This is a genomic window from Vibrio sp. Isolate25 (assembly GCF_022398025.1).
GTDB lineage: Bacteria > Pseudomonadota > Gammaproteobacteria > Enterobacterales > Vibrionaceae > Vibrio > Vibrio coralliilyticus_A.
The window spans coordinates 38,419-58,489 of the sequence record NZ_JAKEUT010000002.1 but is presented as its reverse complement, the minus strand read 5'-3'; the positions used below and the strand labels follow the sequence as shown (position 1 = coordinate 58,489).

13 protein-coding genes are annotated in these 20,071 nt (G+C 45.1%); 9 read left to right on the top strand and 4 right to left on the bottom strand.

The genetic code is table 11. The annotated features are described in order from the left end of the window. Window positions 1-60: 60 nt before the first annotated feature. Window positions 61-534, bottom strand: coding sequence for a transcription elongation factor GreA (greA, locus tag L1D15_RS07000; protein WP_239837770.1), 474 nt, complete (start codon window positions 532-534; stop codon window positions 61-63). A gap of 531 nt (window positions 535-1,065) precedes the next feature. Here greA and L1D15_RS06995 point away from each other — a divergent pair. Continuing rightward, on the top strand, window positions 1,066-2,118 hold the full coding sequence (locus tag L1D15_RS06995; protein WP_239875158.1) for a porin: 1,053 nt from the start codon (window positions 1,066-1,068) through the stop codon (window positions 2,116-2,118). Between the two features lie 90 nt (window positions 2,119-2,208). Here the strand turns inward: L1D15_RS06995 and L1D15_RS06990 are convergent, their stop codons facing one another. From L1D15_RS06990 to erpA, 3 genes are all read right to left on the bottom strand, one after another. Continuing rightward, complete coding sequence (locus L1D15_RS06990) at window positions 2,209-5,322, bottom strand: efflux RND transporter permease subunit (RefSeq protein ID WP_239875157.1); 3,114 nt, start codon at window positions 5,320-5,322, stop codon at window positions 2,209-2,211. 12 nt (window positions 5,323-5,334) lie between these two features. Beyond that, window positions 5,335-6,414, bottom strand: a complete 1,080-nt coding sequence (locus tag L1D15_RS06985) for an efflux RND transporter periplasmic adaptor subunit (RefSeq protein WP_239875156.1) — start codon at window positions 6,412-6,414, stop codon at window positions 5,335-5,337. A 182-nt stretch (window positions 6,415-6,596) separates the two neighbouring features. After that, window positions 6,597-6,938, bottom strand: coding sequence for an iron-sulfur cluster insertion protein ErpA (erpA, locus tag L1D15_RS06980; RefSeq protein ID WP_239837774.1), 342 nt, complete (start codon window positions 6,936-6,938; stop codon window positions 6,597-6,599). Between the two features lie 255 nt (window positions 6,939-7,193). On the opposite strand from erpA, the gene hemL reads away from it, so the two are divergent. From hemL to L1D15_RS06940, 8 genes are all read left to right on the top strand, one after another. Beyond that, window positions 7,194-8,486 (top strand): glutamate-1-semialdehyde 2,1-aminomutase, encoded by a 1,293-nt coding sequence (gene hemL / locus L1D15_RS06975; protein ID WP_239875155.1) that lies wholly within the window; start codon window positions 7,194-7,196, stop codon window positions 8,484-8,486. A 261-nt stretch (window positions 8,487-8,747) separates the two neighbouring features. Beyond that, the gene (locus L1D15_RS06970; protein WP_239875154.1) at window positions 8,748-9,833 is read left to right on the top strand and encodes an AI-2E family transporter; all 1,086 of its coding nucleotides are present in this window, start codon (window positions 8,748-8,750) and stop codon (window positions 9,831-9,833) included. A gap of 77 nt (window positions 9,834-9,910) precedes the next feature. Continuing rightward, entirely contained in the window at window positions 9,911-10,933 is a 1,023-nt protein-coding gene (gene rsmC / locus L1D15_RS06965; protein WP_239875153.1) for a 16S rRNA (guanine(1207)-N(2))-methyltransferase RsmC, read from the top strand. A 192-nt stretch (window positions 10,934-11,125) separates the two neighbouring features. Beyond that, the gene (locus L1D15_RS06960; protein ID WP_239875152.1) at window positions 11,126-14,512 is read left to right on the top strand and encodes a response regulator; all 3,387 of its coding nucleotides are present in this window, start codon (window positions 11,126-11,128) and stop codon (window positions 14,510-14,512) included. A 668-nt stretch (window positions 14,513-15,180) separates the two neighbouring features. Then, window positions 15,181-16,863 (top strand): ABC transporter substrate-binding protein, encoded by a 1,683-nt coding sequence (locus L1D15_RS06955; protein ID WP_239865205.1) that lies wholly within the window; start codon window positions 15,181-15,183, stop codon window positions 16,861-16,863. A 170-nt stretch (window positions 16,864-17,033) separates the two neighbouring features. Then, entirely contained in the window at window positions 17,034-18,020 is a 987-nt protein-coding gene (locus tag L1D15_RS06950; RefSeq protein ID WP_239865206.1) for an ABC transporter permease, read from the top strand. Between the two features lie 2 nt (window positions 18,021-18,022). Then, window positions 18,023-19,048: an ABC transporter permease gene (locus L1D15_RS06945; RefSeq protein WP_239865207.1), complete on the top strand. Its 1,026-nt coding sequence runs from the start codon at window positions 18,023-18,025 to the stop codon at window positions 19,046-19,048. A gap of 2 nt (window positions 19,049-19,050) precedes the next feature. Then, the gene (locus tag L1D15_RS06940; protein WP_239837782.1) at window positions 19,051-20,034 is read left to right on the top strand and encodes an ABC transporter ATP-binding protein; all 984 of its coding nucleotides are present in this window, start codon (window positions 19,051-19,053) and stop codon (window positions 20,032-20,034) included. Window positions 20,035-20,071: the final 37 nt, after the last annotated feature.

The window sequence follows — 20,071 nt, the reverse complement described above, 5'->3', positions numbered from 1 at the left end:
TTTTAACGGTATAAAAAAGGTCGCACTCAGCGACCTTTTTAGTTTCAAGTGAAAAGAGTTTTACACATACTCAACACTGTCGATTTCGAAATCACGATCACCACCTGGTGTAGAAATCACAACTTCATCGCCTTCCATCTTGCCAATTAAACCACGGGCGATTGGTGAGCTCACAGAAATACGACCTGCTTTAATATCTGCTTCGTCGTCACCGACAATCTGGTACGTTTTCTCTTCTTCAGTGTCACAGTCAATCAGTGTCACTGTCGAACCAAAGATAACCTTGCCTGAGTTATCCATTTTAGTGACGTCAATAACCTGAGCTACCGATAGCTTGTATTCGATGTCACGGATTTGTGCTTCGCAGATCCCCTGCTCTTCACGGGCTGCATGGTACTCCGCATTTTCTTTCAGGTCACCGAGTTCACGCGCTTCTGCAATAGCTTCAGAAATCTGTGGACGAAGCTTTAGTAGTCGGTCTAATTCTTCGCGCAGCTTTTGTTCACCGCGCACTGTCATTGGGACTTTTTCCATTGTTTACCTCATTGCCAAAGCTATCTTTGGACAAAACAAAACTACCTAATCCTGTGGATTAGGTAGTGGGTTAACTAATCAATTTCCTTTAGTGTAAACAAAGTTAACGACTAAATCATCTGAATTCAATACTCATAACTTTTACGTCTTCAATATGATAATTCAATCAGCTAAATAGCTCCGCAAAATTCTTTTTATAGTTCAACTATTGAATAAAAAAATCTAAATAACAGATATATAAAGAAGCGATAAGAAACCAAAAATAATAATTAAAATACAACAACTTGAGCATTTTTTACATTAAATAAAACACTGTTCATTAGCCCAATTTATATCATTTTACTAACTCATCAAGGAACTTTGACGGTACAACAATGCACACCAAATGCTCTATGGCACTCAATGTGTGTTGTGTTTCTTATTCCACTGTGCACTTGGGCTATAGAACGGAAGAAAGGAAAAAGTAAAACGAACAACAACGTTAAACATTTTCTCCAAACTATTTATGGACAGTAAATTAGGACTTATAAGATGAACAAAACTCTGATCGCTCTAGCAGTTTCTGCAGCAGCAGTGGCAACTGGCGCAAACGCAGCGGAAATCTACAACCAAGACGGTAACACTATCGAAATGGGTGGTCGTGCTGAAGCTCGCCTAGCTCTTAAAGATGGCAAAGCTGAAGATAACTCTCGCGTACGTCTAAACTTCCTAGGTACAGCTCAGATCACTGACAGCCTATACGGTGTCGGTTTCTACGAAGGTGAGTTCACTACAAATGACAACGGTAGCGCTACAGATGGCAACAACAGCTCATCTGATCTAACTAACCGTTACCTGTATGGTGGTATTGGCGGTGCTTTCGGTGAGGTGACTTACGGTAAGAACGACGGTGCACTAGGTGTTATCACTGATTTTACTGATATCATGGCTTACCACGGTAACTCTGCAGCGTACAAAATCGCAATCGCTGATCGCTCAGACAACATGGTGTCTTACAAAGGACAATTTGCTGACCTTGGCGTAAAAGCAAGCTACCGCTTTGCGGATGGTTCTGCTGATGGCAACAACGGTTACACAGACAACGATGCTGATGGCTACTCTCTATCCGCAATCTACGCAATTGGCGAAACAGGTGTTAAGCTAGGTGCAGGTTATGCTGATGGCAACGAAGCAACTCTAGACAATGATGGAAACACAACTGGTACGGTAACAGAGCGTAACCAGTACATGCTAGCGGCTTCTTACACAATCAACGACCTGTACTTCGCTGGTACATTTGTTGATGGCGAAGACCAAGTGAAAGGTTCTAGCTCAACAACTGATAAGACAGGTTACGAACTAGCAGCAGCTTACACTATGGGCCAGACTGTATTCACAACGTCTTACAACTACCTAGAAAACAAAACAGGTTCAACCAAAGAAGATGCTGCAGATAACATCGCTATCGACGCAACATACTACTTTAAGCCTAACTTCCGTGGTTACGTATCATACAACTTTAACCTGCTAGACGATGATAAGTCATACATCACTAAAGCAGATGCTGAAGATGAGCTAGCGCTAGGTCTACGTTACGACTTCTAATTAGTCACTAACTAAAGCGCTAATAGTCTGTCCCTTGAACCCCGAGTTGGTGTTCAAGGGACATTTTCCATTTAGCCTTACGAAGCAGAGCTACTCTTCTAGGACAATATTTGCACTTTCCTCGACCTTATGCTGTCGTCCAAGCATGAGTAAGCAGGGCGTCAATACCAGCGTTAGTACCGTTGCAAACGCTAGTCCTCCTGCAACGGCAGTCGCCAATTGCGACCACCACTGGGTACTTGGAGCACCAAATTCGATTTTCTGATTAATCAGGTCGATATTCATTTCTAGCACCATTGGCAAAAGACCAAGAATGGTCGTCACTGTCGTTAACAAAACAGGACGTAAGCGCTGTACTCCAGTCCTTAAAATTGCATCTCGTTTATCCAAACCTCTCTTAAGAAGCTGATTGTAGGTATCAATCAAAACAATGTTGTTATTCACGACGATACCCGCCAGAGCAATCACACCTATCCCCGACATAATGACACCAAACGGCTTTTGAAAAATAAGTAGGCCGACAAACACACCAACGGTAGAGAATAGCACTGCACTGAGGATCAAAAATGCCTGATAAAAACTATTAAATTGAGTGATCAATATCAGTGCCATCACTACGAGTGCAACCAAAAATGCTTTTTGTAAGAAAGCTGAAGAGTTCTCTTGCTCTTCATTCTGACCGCGTATCCTAAACTCTACCCCCTCAGGTAAATCCATTTCAGCCAAGGCCTTTTCGATTTTCGGTAGTTCCAACGCTAAGTTGTAACCTTCTTTCATGTCGGCAAATATATTGATCACTCTATGCCCGTCTATACGACGAATAGTGTCCTGCTTATGATCGGGAATGATGCTGGCAAAGTTGGTGATAGGGACCATACCCGCTGCAGTTTTGACTTTTAGCTGATCGAAACGGCCAATATCACGCTTATCTTCTGGGTAACGCACCAGAATATCGACCTCTTCCGTGGCATCATCTGGCAAGTAATCCCCCAGCTTAAGTCCATTGGTGACAAACTGAACCGTGTTACCAACTAAGGTGGCATCAGCTAGGAATCGGGACGCGTCATCTCGGCGAATATCTATCTGCCAATCAATCCCCTCTTTACTCGATGTATCACTAATATTGGTGAAAGCAGGGTACGCATCTGCCCAATGACGAACCATTTTAGCCGCGCGATCTAGTTCTCCCGGAATACGTGTCGACATTTCAATAACCAGATCATGCTCCACAGGCGGCCCGGCATCTGGGAACTTGTACTCGATTTCAACCCCAGCATATTGGTCGGTTGTTTGCTTTAGTTCATCAATAATGGTTTTCACTTTACGGCGATATTGCCAATCCACTGGCGTGATCTGAATCTGCCCGATTTCATCATCCCCACCCGTTTTGGTATAAACGCTTTCAAATTCGTCATGACCAAGCATTACTGCCTCGATATCACGCATGATGACGTCTTTCTCGTTTATCGACAGATCGCCATAAGAACGCACTTTTACAGTAAAAAATGGTGGGTCCACTTCAGGGAAGAACTCCGCGCCTAAACCCGCTTTGGCGTAGGTGAAACCAACTCCTACAGCAAGTAAAATCGCACTTAATAGAATTTTGAGCGGGTGGCGTAAAGCCAGTTTAAGCGTTTCATAATACAGCTTGGTGAGCCCGGTGGCCTTAGAAAAGTCTCCGTCGTGCAGAGCGACCATTTTCTCACGTTGCTGTTTAGTCACATGTTGTGGCTTACCAATCAAACCGCCCAGTACAGGAACAAACAACAATGCCATCGCCAATGACGCAGCCAATGTCGCAATCAGTGTCAAAGGCAGGTATTTCATAAACTCGCCAGTAATATCTGGCCAGAACAATAGCGGCGCAAATGCCGCTAAAGTTGTCGCAGTAGACGCGGTAATAGGCCATGCCATGCGTTTAGCAGCATCCCGATATGCATCTCGACGCGGCGTGCCTTCTTGCATGCGCCGATCCGCAAACTCTGTCACCACAATTGCCCCGTCCACCAGCATACCGACCGCCATGATCAGAGAGAACAGCACTACGATATTAACCGTCAGGCCAAATACAGAAAGCACCAATAGCCCCGTGAGGAAAGAACCAGGAATAGAAACGCCCACCAATAAGGCCGTTCGGACACCTAAGATTGCGATGATCACCACAACAACTAGAATGATCGCTGACAAAATATTGTTTTGCAGATCATTGAGCATCATTTTGACGTCTTTAGACTGATCCCAAGTGTATTTGACCTGCAAATTATTCGGCCAGTCGGCGCGTTTTTGTCCTTCCTCCATCACCTTCTTGATCAAAGCGACAGTCTCAATGATATTTTCACCGGCGCGCTTTTTCACATCCAAAACAATCGCCGATTTACCGTCAAGACGCGCGTAGCTTTCAGGATCGCGAAACGCTCTGCGCACCGTTGCGACATCACCGAAAGTGATCACTTGTTTCCCATCAACCTTAACTGGCAACTCAAGAACATCTTTTAACGAGTCGAATACGGAGGGGACTTTCACCGAGAAGCGGCCATAACCGGTATCAACAAATCCTGCCGCCACAACTCGGTTGTTAAGAGCAATCAAGTTATAGATATCCGCTTGGTCTAATCCGTAGCTTTCCATCAATAAAGGATCAACAACGATCTCGACTATGTCTTCCCTGTCACCAGCGATATCAACTTCTAAGATCTGACGAAAACTCTCCAGCTTATCTCTGAGTTGACGGGCAATTTGCACTATGGTGCGCTCAGGTACGGTGCCGTACAAAACCACCGTCAGCGCTGGCTCTTCTGAAGCAAACGTCACCTCATTGACCGTCGGTTCATCACTGTCTTCCGGTAGTTTTGGTTTTGCTAAATCAACCGCTTCTCGTACATCCGCCATGGCTTTATTCAGATCCACACCGACGCTGAACTCTAACTGCACGGAAGCATGCCCTTCTGAAGCGGTTGAGGTCATTTCCTTAACCCCTTCAATTGAACGTAACTCCTGTTCAATCGGACGAACCAAGAGACGCTCGGCATCGGTCGGCGAAATTCCCTGATGCCCCACGGAGACATAGATTATTGGAATGGTGATATCCGGGCTGGACTCTTTCGGTACCGTCAGGTAAGTCATAACGCCAGCGATTAGGACGAAAACGAGCAGCACTAGCATGGTTCGAGTACGGGATAAAGCCGCATCAATTAAGGCGTACATAATGACTCCTTATTATTGCTGCTCGACAGCGATCACTCGATCGCCATCTCGCACAAAGCCTTGCCCTGTGGTGATAATACTGACCTGCTCACCCAAGCCTGTCAGCCACACACCATCCTGCTCAGCCTTGACTAGCTGAATCGGAACAAAATGAACGCGTTTATCCACTAATGTTTTGACTCCTAGGTTGCCCGAATCATCCAGTGCTAACATCGCAGGGGTCACTTTTACCGCCAATTGCTGTTTCAGACTCAGCTCAACCTCGGCACTAATCCCTGCGGGAATCTGCTGCTGTGGGTTGGGTAACACGATTTCAATCGGGAAAGTATTAGTAGAAGGAGAAGATACCCGTGAAATGTAACGTACTTTTCCCTCCAGCGTTTCATCACCAATAAAACTGACTGATGCTGATTGGTTAAGGGTCAAGTCTTGAATGTGGCGCTCGCTGACATCCGCTTCAATAACAATTTTGCTAAGGTCGATCAATGTCGCCACTGGATCGCCAACCCCAACAAAGTCACCTAATTCAATCGATAAACTATCGACAATGCCACTAAACGGAGCTGTCACCGCTGTATTTCTCAATGCGATGTTCGCATTACTCACCATGGCTCGAGCTTCAACCAAGGCAGCCTCGGCATTACTAAACGCGACTTCACCTTGCAAACCTTTATTTTTCAATGATTGAGCCGCTTTGTACTCTTTCTCACGCACTTTAAGCATGGCTTTTGCTCGCTCAAGTTGAATCTCGAGATCACCTTTATCAATTAAAGCAATCACTTGGCCTTGTTTAACACTGGAGCCTTTGCGCACTTTGATTTCAATAATTTTCCCTGCAATTTCAGCACCCAGTTGGGCTTGCTTATCTGGTGCTGTTCGACCATATAAATCAATCGATTTGTGGGTATTTTGAGCTGTAAAGTTTTGGAAAGCGACTTTGGCAAGCGGTACTCCCTCTTCCTGATGATTTGCTTGACCATCATCGGCTTTGAGTGTTCCTAGCCCGAGCCAAATAGACAGAAGTAGAATGATAAATAGTGACACTATATAAGGTCTGACCGCGAGAAAGCGGAGAAGTGAGAATCTGCCCATAACAATCCTTTGCTGAGTAAAAGCACCAACTTTAATAAGCTCAGGATATTAATTAACCAATAAAAAATAAAATACAGTTGGACAGTAATCTAGCCGAGGTCTCAGTTCTGACCTAGTTGCATAGAATATGCAGAGACTAAAAAGCCGCGACTTAGCGCGGCTCTTCAAATTAGACTTTTACGTTAGACGCTAAATGAAGCGCCACATCCGCACGTTGTCGTGGCATTAGGGTTATTGACGAAGAAACGAGAACCTTCCAACCCCTCAGTATAATCAACCTGACCACCGACTAGGTACTGTAAACTCATCGGGTCAACGACGAGTGTCACACCGCTATTAACAATGGTTGTATCACCATCATTAACGTTTTCATCAAAGGTGAAACCGTACTGGAAACCACTACAACCGCCACCCGTGATATAAACACGTAGCTTTAAGTTCGGGTTTTCTTCTTCAGCAATGAGCGCACCAACACGTTGTGCCGCTGCATCTGAAAATGTTAGTGGGATATTTAATTCGCTCACGATGACCTCTCTCACTCGTGTAAATCCAATCGCTATTAGCAGGATTGGATAAATCATCTTTGTATAATCGTGTCATTATCTAATACCTGAGTTATCCGTTCAAGTATTCGCCACCTCTAACGGCTTTTTTTCACAAAAACACCGCCTTCCTGATGGAAAACTGCCCATAATGTGGCGCAAAGCGTTTTCTTGAACCGGAATCGGCAGGTACAATGCCAGCCAAATTGGTCCGAGCAATCAGAAGAGGATATATCCATGACCAAATCAGCAGAGCTTTACGAAAAAGCACAACAAACCATTCCTGGTGGCGTTAACTCTCCAGTACGTGCTTTCAACGGCGTTGGCGGTGCACCTATCTTTGTAGAACGTGCAGATGGCCCGTTAATTTTCGATGCTGATGGTAAAGCTTACATTGATTATGTTGGTTCTTGGGGCCCGATGATCCTTGGCCACAACCATGCAGTCATTCGCGAAGCCGTGATTGAAGCCGCGCAGCGTGGCCTAAGCTTTGGTGCGCCGACTGAAATGGAAATCCAAATGGCAGAGCTGGTTTCTGAACTAGTACCATCCATGGAACAAGTCCGCATGGTGAGCTCAGGTACAGAAGCTACAATGAGTGCCATCCGCCTTGCACGTGGCTTCACCGGTCGCGATAAAATCATCAAATTCGAAGGCTGCTACCATGGCCATGCCGACAGTTTGTTGGTTAAAGCAGGTTCTGGCGCATTAACACTTGGTCAACCAAGCTCACCAGGTGTTCCTGCGGATTTTGCAAAGCACACGCTCACAGCCACGTTTAATGACTTGGATTCGGTTCGCGAGCTTTTTGCTGCCAATAAAGGCGAGATCGCTTGTATCATCGTTGAACCTGTCGCGGGCAATATGAACTGTATCCCACCAGTTGCAGGTTTCCACGAAGGCCTGCGTCAAATCTGTGATGAAGAAGGCGCACTGCTGATCTTTGATGAAGTTATGACAGGTTTCCGTGTCGCCTTAGGAGGTGCTCAAGGTCATTACAACATTAAGCCAGATATCACCACGCTTGGTAAAGTTATCGGTGGCGGTATGCCTGTGGGTGCCTTTGGTGGCCGTAAAGACGTGATGCAATACATTGCGCCAACAGGCCCGGTTTATCAGGCAGGTACCTTATCTGGCAACCCAGTAGCGATGGCTGCGGGTTACGCTTGTCTGAGCTTACTGAAAGAGGAAGGCAACGAAAAACGCCTTGCTTCAAAAACCAAACAACTGGCTGAAGGTTTTAAAGCTCTAGCGGAACAACACGGGATTCCAATGGTGGTTAACCAAGTTGGCGGTATGTTTGGTTTCTTCTTTACTGACCAACAAGAAATAACTTGCTACGAAGACGTGACTAAGTGTGATATAGAACGCTTTAAGCGCTTCTTCCACCTAATGCTAGAACACGGGGTTTATTTAGCACCGTCTGCATTTGAAGCGAGTTTTACTTCATTAGCACACGGCAGTAAAGAGATTGACGCAACTTTAGAAGCGGCCGATCGCTGTCTTGCAATTCTGGCTAAAGAGGCGTAATAACCTCTTTTAACTGACAAAAAGGCTGCAATTGCAGCCTTTTTATTGCCAGTTCACGATCACTAACACTAAGAGAGAAATCATAATCACAGAAAACCATGGTATCTTCCGCTTCTGCTTTGTACTCCCGCCACAAGCTTTTTTATCGTTGCAACAGCCCATAATTTTTACCCTCCGCTGATAACATTTTGATTTTACATTGAAGACGCAGTGTTTTGCGGCCATTATACTTCTATCGCGACGAATCATTGGACAACTAACGTGTCAGAAAAACTCAAAATAACTTCCAGTCATAGAGTGTTGATTATTGCCCTGCTTGCTGCTGGCCTTGCATGTTTCTTATTAGTTGAACCTTACATCAACTCAATTGTGATGGCGTTTATCATCTCACTGCTCATGTTTCCGATTCATGAATGGATTGAGAACCGGATGCCAAATTACAGAAACCTCGCTTCACTACTATCCTGTACCTTACTCACTGTCATCATAGTACTGCCTTTACTGTTTGTTTTTGCCGCGATCGTTCAACAAGGCTCCTCCTTTTCGCAAAATGTCTATCAATGGGTAACTCACGGTGGTATCCAAGCGTTATTTGAACATCCTTGGGTCATTAAAGGTTTGTCACTCATCAACACCTACTTACCTTTTGATGAAGTTCAACCTCAAGAAATCGGCCAGAAAGTCGCCCAATTTGCAACGTCATTTGGCACTAACCTTGTCGGTATCAGTGCCAAAATACTGGGAGATGCGACTAACTTCCTACTCAACTTTTTCCTGATGTTATTTGTTTTATTCTTCTTACTTCGCGATCACGACAAAATCATCGCGGCGATTCGCCATATTTTGCCACTGTCGCGCAGCCAAGAAGACAAGCTGCTGGATGAAGTTGAACAAGTTTCAAAATCCGCGGTAATGGGATCTTTTCTCACAGCGATTGCACAGGGGGTCGCTGGGGGTATCGGTATGTGGCTCGCAGGCTTTCCCGGTTTATTCTGGGGTACGATGATGGGTTTTGCTTCTTTTATACCGGTTGTAGGGACAGCCCTAATTTGGATTCCGGCCGCGGCTTACCTATTTCTGACCGGAGACACCACCTGGGCAATATTCCTCACTATTTGGAGTGTGGCGGTTGTTGGTTCAATCGATAACCTGCTAAGACCATTGCTCATGCAAGGCAGTGCAGGCATGAACACCTTAATGATCTTCTTTTCTTTGTTAGGTGGTCTTCATTTATTCGGTTTAATTGGCCTTATCTACGGCCCACTGATTTTCGCCATTACTATGGTGCTATTTAATATTTATGAGGAAGAGTTTAAAGACTTCCTTGATGAACAAGATCATAACTAAGATCTAGGAAACAGGAAAACTTCAAGAATGTGGGGGATTATGCGAAAATCCCCCGTCTTTTTCTGTCAGAGTTCACTATGTCTGCTTACATTGCCCCAAGCCAAATCGCACAACGACAGCTCGCCTACTTTGCAGGCAAGCATGTTCTCGTCGCCGGAGAATCAGAAGATCTATTTCCGGTTGAACTGACCAAACATTGTGAATCCGTTACTGTGTTCACAACTCACTATGGTTACTACCGTCAGCTAGAATCCTACACTCAGCTCACGACTGTATTTGGTGCTGAATTTGATCAGCCAACTCAAGCAGATATGATCTTACTTTACTGGCCAAAAGCGAAAGCAGAAGCAGAGTTTTTGCTGGCAATGCTATTCGCCAAGCTAGGTCCAGGCACGGAAATTGTGGTCGTCGGCGAAAACCGTTCAGGGGTAAAAAGTATTGAAAAGATGTTTAAAGCTTATGGCCCAATTAATAAGTTTGACTCAGCAAGGCGATGCTCTTTTTACTGGGGGCAATGCCTTGAACAGCCCGCCCAGTTTAACCTCAAAGACTGGTTTAAGCAGTATCAAGTCAGCTACCAAGGCCACGACTTGATAATAAAAAGCCTACCTGGGGTATTCAGCCACGGTCAGTTTGATGTGGGCAGTAAACTGCTCCTTGATACACTGCCATCCTTGACCGGGAAAGTACTCGACTTTGGCTGTGGAGCCGGTGTGATTGGCTCAGTCATGGCCACAATCAATTCAGACATCGAACTGGAAATGTGTGACATCAGCGCACTGGCGGTCGAATCAAGCAAAGCCACTTTAGAAGCAAACGGATTGAAAGGTTGCGTATTTGCCTCTGATATTTACTCTGGCACCAGCAATGATTACCACTTCATTATCAGCAACCCTCCTTTCCATGCAGGTCTAGATACCAGTTACAGTGCGACAGAAACCTTGTTAGCTGATGCACCAAAGTACCTGAATACACAGGGGCAATTACTGATTGTGGCGAATAGTTTCCTCAAATACCCACCCATTATTCAACAAGCGTTTGGTAATTGCGAGACGCTAAATAAGACCAATAAATTCGCGATTTATTACGCGAAGAAATAACTAGCTAGCCCGATTCAAACCTGTATATCGGGCTTATCTCACCCCGCTACGCTAAATTTGCGCATCCCTCCACGATTTAAATCAGACTTACTTGTCAAAGTAAAAAAACTCGTTAATTTTGTCATTCTAGGAAAGTGACATTTTACTTGGGCATTGTATGCCTATCTTGATTACGGAAAGTCTCGTTAGCTCATGTTTAAGTTGTATCGAAAACAAAGATTCAAGCGCCTGCAACATACTTTGATGCTAGCGTTTTTGGTGCTCAGCATTACCCCTCTCACCATTATCGCTATCTTCTTTTTACAATCTCACACCAAAGATCTACAAGAACAAAGCACTTCGCACTTGCTCTCAGTACGCGACAGCAAACAGCAACAAGTCGTCGATTATATGTATGCAAAAGAATCTGAAGTCATGGGTTTCGTTCGTTCAGAATTGGCTTATGCGAGCGGTGGACGCTTTTATGGATTGGTCAATGCTTTTCGTAGCTTAGGATTAGATATTGAACAAGCACGTGACTATGCCCAACGACGTTATATTCAAGGTTCAGGCGATCAAATAAAAACATCCATTCTTCCTCAGTCTAAGGTTTATAGTGGTACTGAACGCTACCGACTACTGCATAAACGCTACCATCGTGCTTACCTAGAGCTTCTCAAACGCTCTGACTTTGACGACGTCCTCCTAGTTGATTTAGAAGGTAATGTCACCTATTCGATCTACAAACACGATAACTACGGTACTAATCTCCTCACTGGTCGTTTCCGCGATAGCAACCTAGGCAAAACTTTCCATAAGCTCAAAACTCAAGTCACCGAAAAGCGTAAGACCAATGAAGATTATACCCCTGTTATCATTTCTGATTTTGAAATGGATAAAGGGAAACCCGTTGCTTGGCTAGGTGCGCCCATAATTCAGCAAGGTTACCTCCATAGCTATGCCATGTTCCGCTTACCGAATAATGGCATCACTAAGCTGATCGCTGATACCAACAATGCTTCAGCTATGAAAACCTTGTTGGTAGGTGCCGACCATCGTTCACGCACCATGGCTTATGAGCAAAAAGACATCGACAAAAGTCGCGAAGTCGTAGACTTAGCGCTATCAGGAAGAACGGAAGTAGGTACTTACATCAATACAGTTGGAGAAGCGACTATTGCCGCTTACAGCCCGATATCTTTCAAAGGTGTAGAATGGGCAATTGTGGTTGAAGTTCCAGAAAAAGAAGCCTTTGCTCGAGTGAATCAGCTCGAAACCCTCTTCATCTTCGCCATGTTATGTGCAATTGTACTGGTAGTCGCGGCATCGCATTACTTATCCAACTTTATTACCGCACCGCTTCTTAAGTTGACTTGGGCTGCAGAGAAAGTCTCAGCTGGCGACCTTGACACCGATATCATCAATACTGAGCGTAAAGATGAAATTGGTCGTCTCGCGGTGAGCTTTGAACGTATGCAACGCTCCATCCGTGACAAAATGCAGCTCATCAAACAGCAAAATGAAGAACTGGAAAGCAATCTAAAACTGATTCAGAAGCAAAATGATGAATTACAGCTAGCCAACAAACTCAAAGACGAGTTTCTTGCCACAACTTCCCATGAATTACGCACGCCTTTGCATGGCATGGTTGGGATTGCCGAAGCCCTGATTTCAGGTGCGAATGGCCCCATCACCGCCAGCCACAAATATCAACTTGATATCATCATCAGTAGTGGTCAAAGGCTGGCAACCTTAGTCGATGATTTACTTGATTATCACAAAATGCGTTATGGTAATCTGGATATCGAAACCCGCGCAGTGGACATTTCTGGCGCAACACGATTGGTTTTGGAGCTGTCTTCTCACCTTGTCGGTAACAAGCCAATTCGCATTATCAACCAAGTTCCTACCGATCCTCTTTGGGTCAGTGCGGATCCACAACGTCTTGAGCAGGTACTGTATAACTTGGTTGGCAATGCCATTAAGTACACCAGTGAAGGCAAAATCGTCATATCTGCCACTCAGGTTGATGATAATATCCGCGTACAAGTTGTCGATACTGGCCAAGGTATACCAGCCGATCAACTTGAACATATCTTTGAGCCACTCATTCAAGCGGGTAGCGACAGCAGCCGCTATCGACAAGGGGCAGGGTTAGGCCTATCCATTAGCCGACAGTTAATTGATTTGATGCAAGGTACGCTCTATGTGAGCAGCCAGCCAATGGTCGGTACCACTTTCAGCTTCACTCTACCAATCGCATCAGTAGAGCAGATCGCTCAAATCAACGATATTGAGAACGCTCACTTCGTTGCACCGGAGAGCAATAATCTTGAACTCATAGAGAGTTCAAATTTGCCTGAAAACCCCGAAGGGCCATTGTTATTGATTGTGGATGACGAACCGGTCAACCTACGTGTGTTAGACAGCTTCCTCCGTTTAGAAGGTTACCGAGTACGTACGGCTAACAATGGGGAAGAAGCGATTGGCTCAGTTCGAGAAGAGAAGCCCGAACTTTTATTGCTCGATATCATGATGCCGGGTATGAGCGGCTATCAAGTGTGCGAAACGCTTCGACAAGATTACGACCACGCTCAATTACCTGTCATTATGCTGACCGCATTAAATCAGCCTGACGATCGTGTACGTGGTTTTGAAGCCGGAGCGAACGATTACTTATCAAAGCCATTCAATAAACAGGAACTCGCCGCTCGAATAACCGCACACTTAACCGCCAGTAAGGCGGAGCAGCGCAGAATTGAAAATCAACAATTACAAAATGAGCTTAAACAGCGCGCCATGGTTGAAGCTAGCCTGTTGGAAACCCAAGGACGATTACTAGAACAGTTAGAATCAGCCCCAGAAGCCATTATCTGTGTGCGTGATGATAATAAAGTCCGTTTCACCAATGACGCGGCCTCAAGACTATTTAAGCGCACAACCGAGCAGCTTAGACGCTCCAGCGCCGATGAACTTATCGCACCCAAATACCTTAATGTAGAACAGCCGCATTATTGTGGAGTCATTGATATATACGTGGAAGATGTTCGTCAGCATTTATCTGCGGATATTCTAAAGCTTCCCGAGGGATCTGGGCTGAAATCCATGTATATTTTCGATGTCGGTGGTGGTGTGAATGCAGCACGCATTACCAATCTTGAAACAGCCATTGAAGCGCTTTCCAGCTATGCCTTCGAAGGCGACAAAGCCAAACTTCAGGAATTAAAAGAACTCGGAGGTGAGTTCACACGCTTGGCCGACCGCGTCACAACGGATAATAAGTCCAAACAGGAAATTATGCGTGAAGTATTGGTCGATTCCATGACAAGTGCCCTGAATTACTGGGAAAGTGTCACGGGCCAAAGTAAGTTTGCATTTGCAGAGCAAAGTGGTTTGTGGCGAGTGTACCTTGACCGCAGTACATTACAAACTCGAACTCTAGATAAATATCTACGAGTCGAGACGTTGCCTAAAACACCTCGCTGGAGAACCGTGTTGAGCTCATTAGAGTACATTTTGGAACACTGTAAAGAGATGAGCCCTGAGCGAACCCATATTGAAAACCTTCGTGACAAGCTTCAACACCTTCTCACCAGCTAAACAACCCAGTCTATTGATTAAGCCCGGAAACGGGCTTTTTTATTGCCTAAACCAAGCTATCCGTCGGCCACTGAGCCCAAAAGGGAGTTAAAGAGTTTTTACACAAAATAAAACAACTCATATTCCCCTAGCAAAGACCGACAATTCAAATCAACTTAATAGAGAAAAGGGCCGTTACTTCACCAGGATTTAAAGAAAAGAATTCAGTTTGCGAACATAATCACAACAAGACGGCAGAATTAATTTTTCACTATAAATTAACCCTCCCCAACACTAGTGACAATGATCTCACATACAAACCAAATCAAAGACAGACCTTAAAAATAAAACCACAGGGAGTTAGTGATCACTCACATATGATTTTAAGATCAGTGAATAGTGCGAGTGAACTCAAATTTAACAATACGTCAACAACAGACTAAAAAAAGGACGAATCAACGTTATTAACGTCGTTTGGGTACTTTTTAACGTTTTTAACGAGAAAGCTAATTGCCAAATTTAACGTAAAGGTGTTTTCTTAACTTGCCTAAGGCCTACAGGCCACTCAATACCCTCGACTCCTTCGGTATGTGGGAATGAAGATTGAGGTAGGTGTTTAGGAAATGTCTATTTATTAAGAACCATCAACTTCCATACAGTGAAATGAAAGCAAATAGTAAGGAACAGCTATGCTTGCCAACATAAAAAAAACTGCACTAGCTACAGCAATTATTGCAACCGCGACAACTGGGTTTACTTCTGTCGCAACGGCTGCTGAGCGCAGTGAATTAACAGTACACCCTAAAGAATTCACCACTTTTGTACGCAACTTTAACCCATTCCTAGGTGCCACTAACCTACACACAACAACGGACTTTCTATACGAACCCCTTGTTGTATTTAATGAAATGCACGGCAACACACCAGTATTCCGTTTGGCAGAAAACTTCAAAATGTCTGACGATCTTATGAGCGTAACGTTTGACATTCGCAAAGGGGTAAAGTGGTCAGATGGTGAGGCATTTGATGCGAACGACGTGGTTTACTCTTTTAATTTAGTTAAAGAAAAGCCAGAGCTTGACCAAAGTGGTATCAACTCATGGGTAGCTGGCGTTGAAAAGCTGAACGACTACCAAGTTAAGTTCCGCCTAACTGAAGCGAACTCAAACGTTCCTTACGAAATTGCCAAGGTACCTGTTGTTCCTGAACACGTTTGGAAAGACGTAAAAGATCCAGCCACTTTTACCAATGAAAATCCTGTAGGTTCAGGCCCTTTCACTGAGATCGATACCTTCACTGCGCAACTGTACATCCAGTGTCGCAATCCAAACTACTGGGATGCTGACAACCTAGAAGTCGATTGTCTTCGCGTGCCTCAAATTGCAAACAACGATCAGTTCCTAGGTAAAGTGGTTAACGGCGAAATGGATTGGACATCATCTTTCATTCCAGATATTGACCGCACCTACGCAGCCTCTAGTCCAAATCACCAGTACTGGTACCCACCAGCAGGTACTCAAGCATTCGTGATTAACTTTAAGAACCCAGACGCCGCGAAAAACGAAGCATTAACTAATGTCGATTTTCGCCGTGCATTCTCAATGGCTCTAGACCGTCAGACTATCATCGATATTGCCTTCTACGGTGGTGGCACTGTGAATGACTTTGCCTCTGGCCTCGGCTATGCCTTTGAAGCTTGGTCAGATGAAAAAGTTCACGACAAGTACAAAACATACAACACATACAACGTCAAGGGCGCTAAAGACCTTCTCAACAAAGCTGGCTTTAAAGATGTCAACAATGATGGTTTCGTCGATACCCCATCTGGCAAATCATTTGAGCTGCTAATTCAGTCACCAAATGGTTGGACAGACTTCAACAACACAGTTCAACTGGCAGTTGAACAGCTGGCCGAAGTGGGGATTAAAGCGAAAGCACGTACACCTGATTTCTCTGTCTACAACCAAGCTATGTTGGAAGGAACATACGACGTATCGTACACCAACTACTTCCACGGTGCAGATCCATATACTTACTGGAACAGTGCATACAACTCATCATTGCAATCTGGTGACGGCATGCCTCGCTTTGCTATGCACTTCTACAAAAACGATAAACTTGATGGACTTCTTAACAGCTTCTACAAAACCGCTGACAAGAGTGAGCAGCTAGAAATTGCTCATGGTATCCAGCAAATCATCGCCGCAGACCAAGTGACCGTTCCTGTTATGTCTGGTGCCTACATGTATCAGTACAACACAACACGCTTCACAGGTTGGTGGAATAAAGACAATCCGAAGGGCCGTCCAAACATTTGGGCTGGTATCCCTGAGCGTCTACTTCACGTACTGGACCTAAAACCAGTTAAGTAAGCGTTTAATCTTTGCGGTGCACATCCCGTGCACCGCTTTATCCCCAAGCTTTTGACTATTTAAAGTATGGCGCCAGTCGTCAGGGGATTGTTCGCTCTCAATTTTGGCTTTTCGCTAGGAGCGACCTGAAACCAGAAACAGGAAATATCTGGGTCAGTAAGGTGTAAGTTATGGGCTATTTTTTAAGACGTTTGTCATTTTATTTTGTCGCACTATTAGTTGCAGCAACACTTAATTTTATTATTCCCCGGGCGATGCCGGGCGATCCGGTCACCATGATGTTCGCAAATGCATCAGTACAAGTGACCCCAGAGCGTATTGCCGCGATGAAAGAATTACTCGGTTTTGTTGATGGTGGACTATTTGTTCAATACATCGCGTACATGAAGAACATTCTCAGCTGGGAGCTGGGAACATCGATTCAGTTTTACCCTTTATCTGTGAATGAGTTGCTAGGAAGTGCTTTTGGCTGGTCGCTCTTTCTTGCGGGTACCGCCGTTGTTTTATCTTTTTCATTAGGCTCAATTCTCGGTATTTATGCCGCTTGGAAACGAGGCAGTAAGTACGATGCCTTCATTACTCCTGGAATGCTGATCATCCAAGCTGTACCACAAGTGGTGATTGCCATGCTCGCCATGTTCATCTTTGCTATTGGTTTGAAATGGTTCCCTACAGGGTATGCGTACACTGCTGGTACTTTACCTGACTGGACAAGCTGGGCGTTCATCAAAGACGTAGCTTATCACGCAGTCTTACCCCTATTCTGCGCATCTGTTGTCCAAATAGGTGGCTTCCTCGTTAACATGCGAAACAACATGATTAACCTTCTTGCTGAAGATTACATCACCATGGCTAAAGGCAAGGGATTGAGCGAGAACCGCGTCGTGTTCAACTATGCCGCCCGTAACGCCTTATTACCGAGTGTTACCGCTTTATCAATGGCATTAGGTATGGCTATTGGTGGCCAGCTCATCATCGAAATCATCTTCAACTACCCAGGCCTAGGCTCGGTACTGTTCAATGCAATCAAAGCCCGTGATTATCAGGTGCTTCAAGGTCAATTACTGATCATGACGCTGTTTATGCTGTTCTTTAACCTACTGGCTGACATGCTTTACGTTGTACTCGACCCTCGCCTACGTAAGGGAGGTAAATAATCATGAAGGGATTCATCAAACTCATCATAGGTAACCCAATCGCTTTGGTTGGTAGCATCATCATCAGTGTTTTTCTGTTCATCGCTCTTGCTGCGCCGCTACTCAGTAAACACGCGCCTGATAAACGTACAGGTAACCCGCATGAATATCCTGCTTTTGTTGTTAAGGCTGCTCAAGCCAACCCAGATGGCTGGGTAGCAGAAAACCTTGCCACAGACCGCCGAACCCTGCTGATGTCAAAAAAAGCGGATCACACTCTCGGTACAACACGCATGGGACGTGATGTCTGGTCTCAATTTATCCATGGTGCGCGAGTATCTCTCGCCGTAGGTTTTGGTGCCGGTATCACCGTGTGTTTTCTCGCCACAGTGATTGGTATCTCTGCAGGCTACTTCGGGGGACGTATCGATGACATCCTAACCGCAGCGATGAACATCATGCTGGTCATTCCACAATACCCACTACTGTTCGTTCTCGCGGCCTTTATTGGCGAAGCGGGTCCATTGACCATTGCGATGATCATTGGCCTCACAGCTTGGGCTTGGGGAGCGAGAGTCGTTCGCTCGCAAACCTTAGCTTTACGAGAAAAAGAGTTTGTTAAAGCGGCAGAGGTACTTGGTGAATCATCTTGGCGAATCATCTTTGTAGAGATCCTCCCTAACCTTATCCCGATTGTCGGTGCAAGTTTTATCGGTTCAGTTATGTACGCCATCATGATGGAAGCAACAATCTCATTTCTTGGATTAGGCGACCCGAATACGGTGAGTTGGGGCATCATGCTCTACAACGTTCAGACCTCATCTTCAATGTTGATTGGCGCTTGGTGGGAACTGTTTGCCCCTTGTGCTGCTCTAGTCCTACTCGTTACTGGCTTGGCCTTACTCAACTTTGCGGTCGATGAAATCGCCAATCCACAGCTGCGCTCTCACAAAGGGATGAAGCGCTGGAAAAAACTTGCTCAGCAAGACAAAAAAGAACGTGAGCCAGAATTGGCCCCACAAAGTGCACTTTGGAGCGGAGATAAATAATCATGACAGCACCACTCATTTCTATCCGTAACCTATGTGTTGACTATATTACGGCAGCTGGCGACGTCCGTGCTTGCAACAATGTCAGCTTTGATATCGCGCCTGGTGAAGTCTTCGGTTTGGCCGGAGAATCAGGTTGCGGAAAATCCACTGTGGCCTTCTCACTGATGCGCCTACATAAGCCACCCGCATTTATCACTGGCGGTGAAGTTATCTTCAATGGTGAGAACATTCTCAACTACAGCGATGAGCGTATGCAGGCCTTTCGCTGGAGTGAAATGTCAATGGTTTTCCAAAGCGCCATGAACGCATTAAACCCCGTTCTTCCGATGGAAGAGCAGTTTTGCGATGTGATCATGCGCCATACCAATATGACACGAGAACAAGCTCGTAATCGTGCTGAAGGCTTGTTGGAAATCGTCGATATTCATCCAAGTCGACTGACAGATTATCCACATCAGTTCTCCGGTGGTATGCGCCAGCGTTTAGTTATTGCAATTGCTTTGGCACTCAACCCTAAAATGATCATCATGGACGAACCCACTACGGCGTTAGATGTGGTCGTTCAGCGCGAGATTTTACAGAAAATCTACGCTCTGAAAGAAGAGTTTGGATTCTCAATCTTATTCATTACTCATGACCTTTCTTTGATGGTCGAGTTTTCTGATCGCATTGGCATCATGTACTCGGGTGAATTAATCGAAGTTGCTCCATCAAAGCAAATTCTCGAGAGCCCGTACCATCCATATACCAAAGGACTAGGTAGCTCTTTCCCTCCATTAACTGGCCCTAAAACTAAGTTAACTGGTATTCCAGGTAATCCGCTTAACTTGCTTGAAATCCCCCAAGGTTGTCGATTCCAAGCTCGCTGTGATCGCGTACATGAAACCTGTACCAAGATACCAACTCAACTGAAACAAATAGAGCCAAATCGTTTCTCAAACTGCCACCTTTATGGCGAACCTATCGCCCAAGCCAAACTCTAGCGCTGGCACGAGACAACAAAGTAAAAATACTGGAGAG

Excerpts from the sequence above, each read along its gene's own strand:
- greA (WP_239837770.1), bottom strand. The coding sequence starts at position 534 with ATGGAAAAAGTCCCAATGACAGTGCGCGGTGAACAAAAGCTGCGCGAA.
- L1D15_RS06995 (WP_239875158.1), top strand. The coding sequence starts at position 1,066 with ATGAACAAAACTCTGATCGCTCTAGCAGTTTCTGCAGCAGCAGTGGCA.
- L1D15_RS06990 (WP_239875157.1), bottom strand. The coding sequence starts at position 5,322 with ATGTACGCCTTAATTGATGCGGCTTTATCCCGTACTCGAACCATGCTA.
- L1D15_RS06985 (WP_239875156.1), bottom strand. The coding sequence starts at position 6,414 with ATGGGCAGATTCTCACTTCTCCGCTTTCTCGCGGTCAGACCTTATATA.
- hemL (WP_239875155.1), top strand. The coding sequence starts at position 7,194 with ATGACCAAATCAGCAGAGCTTTACGAAAAAGCACAACAAACCATTCCT.
- rsmC (WP_239875153.1), top strand. The coding sequence starts at position 9,911 with ATGTCTGCTTACATTGCCCCAAGCCAAATCGCACAACGACAGCTCGCC.
- L1D15_RS06960 (WP_239875152.1), top strand. The coding sequence starts at position 11,126 with ATGTTTAAGTTGTATCGAAAACAAAGATTCAAGCGCCTGCAACATACT.
- L1D15_RS06955 (WP_239865205.1), top strand. The coding sequence starts at position 15,181 with ATGCTTGCCAACATAAAAAAAACTGCACTAGCTACAGCAATTATTGCA.
- L1D15_RS06950 (WP_239865206.1), top strand. The coding sequence starts at position 17,034 with ATGGGCTATTTTTTAAGACGTTTGTCATTTTATTTTGTCGCACTATTA.
- L1D15_RS06945 (WP_239865207.1), top strand. The coding sequence starts at position 18,023 with ATGAAGGGATTCATCAAACTCATCATAGGTAACCCAATCGCTTTGGTT.
- L1D15_RS06940 (WP_239837782.1), top strand. The coding sequence starts at position 19,051 with ATGACAGCACCACTCATTTCTATCCGTAACCTATGTGTTGACTATATT.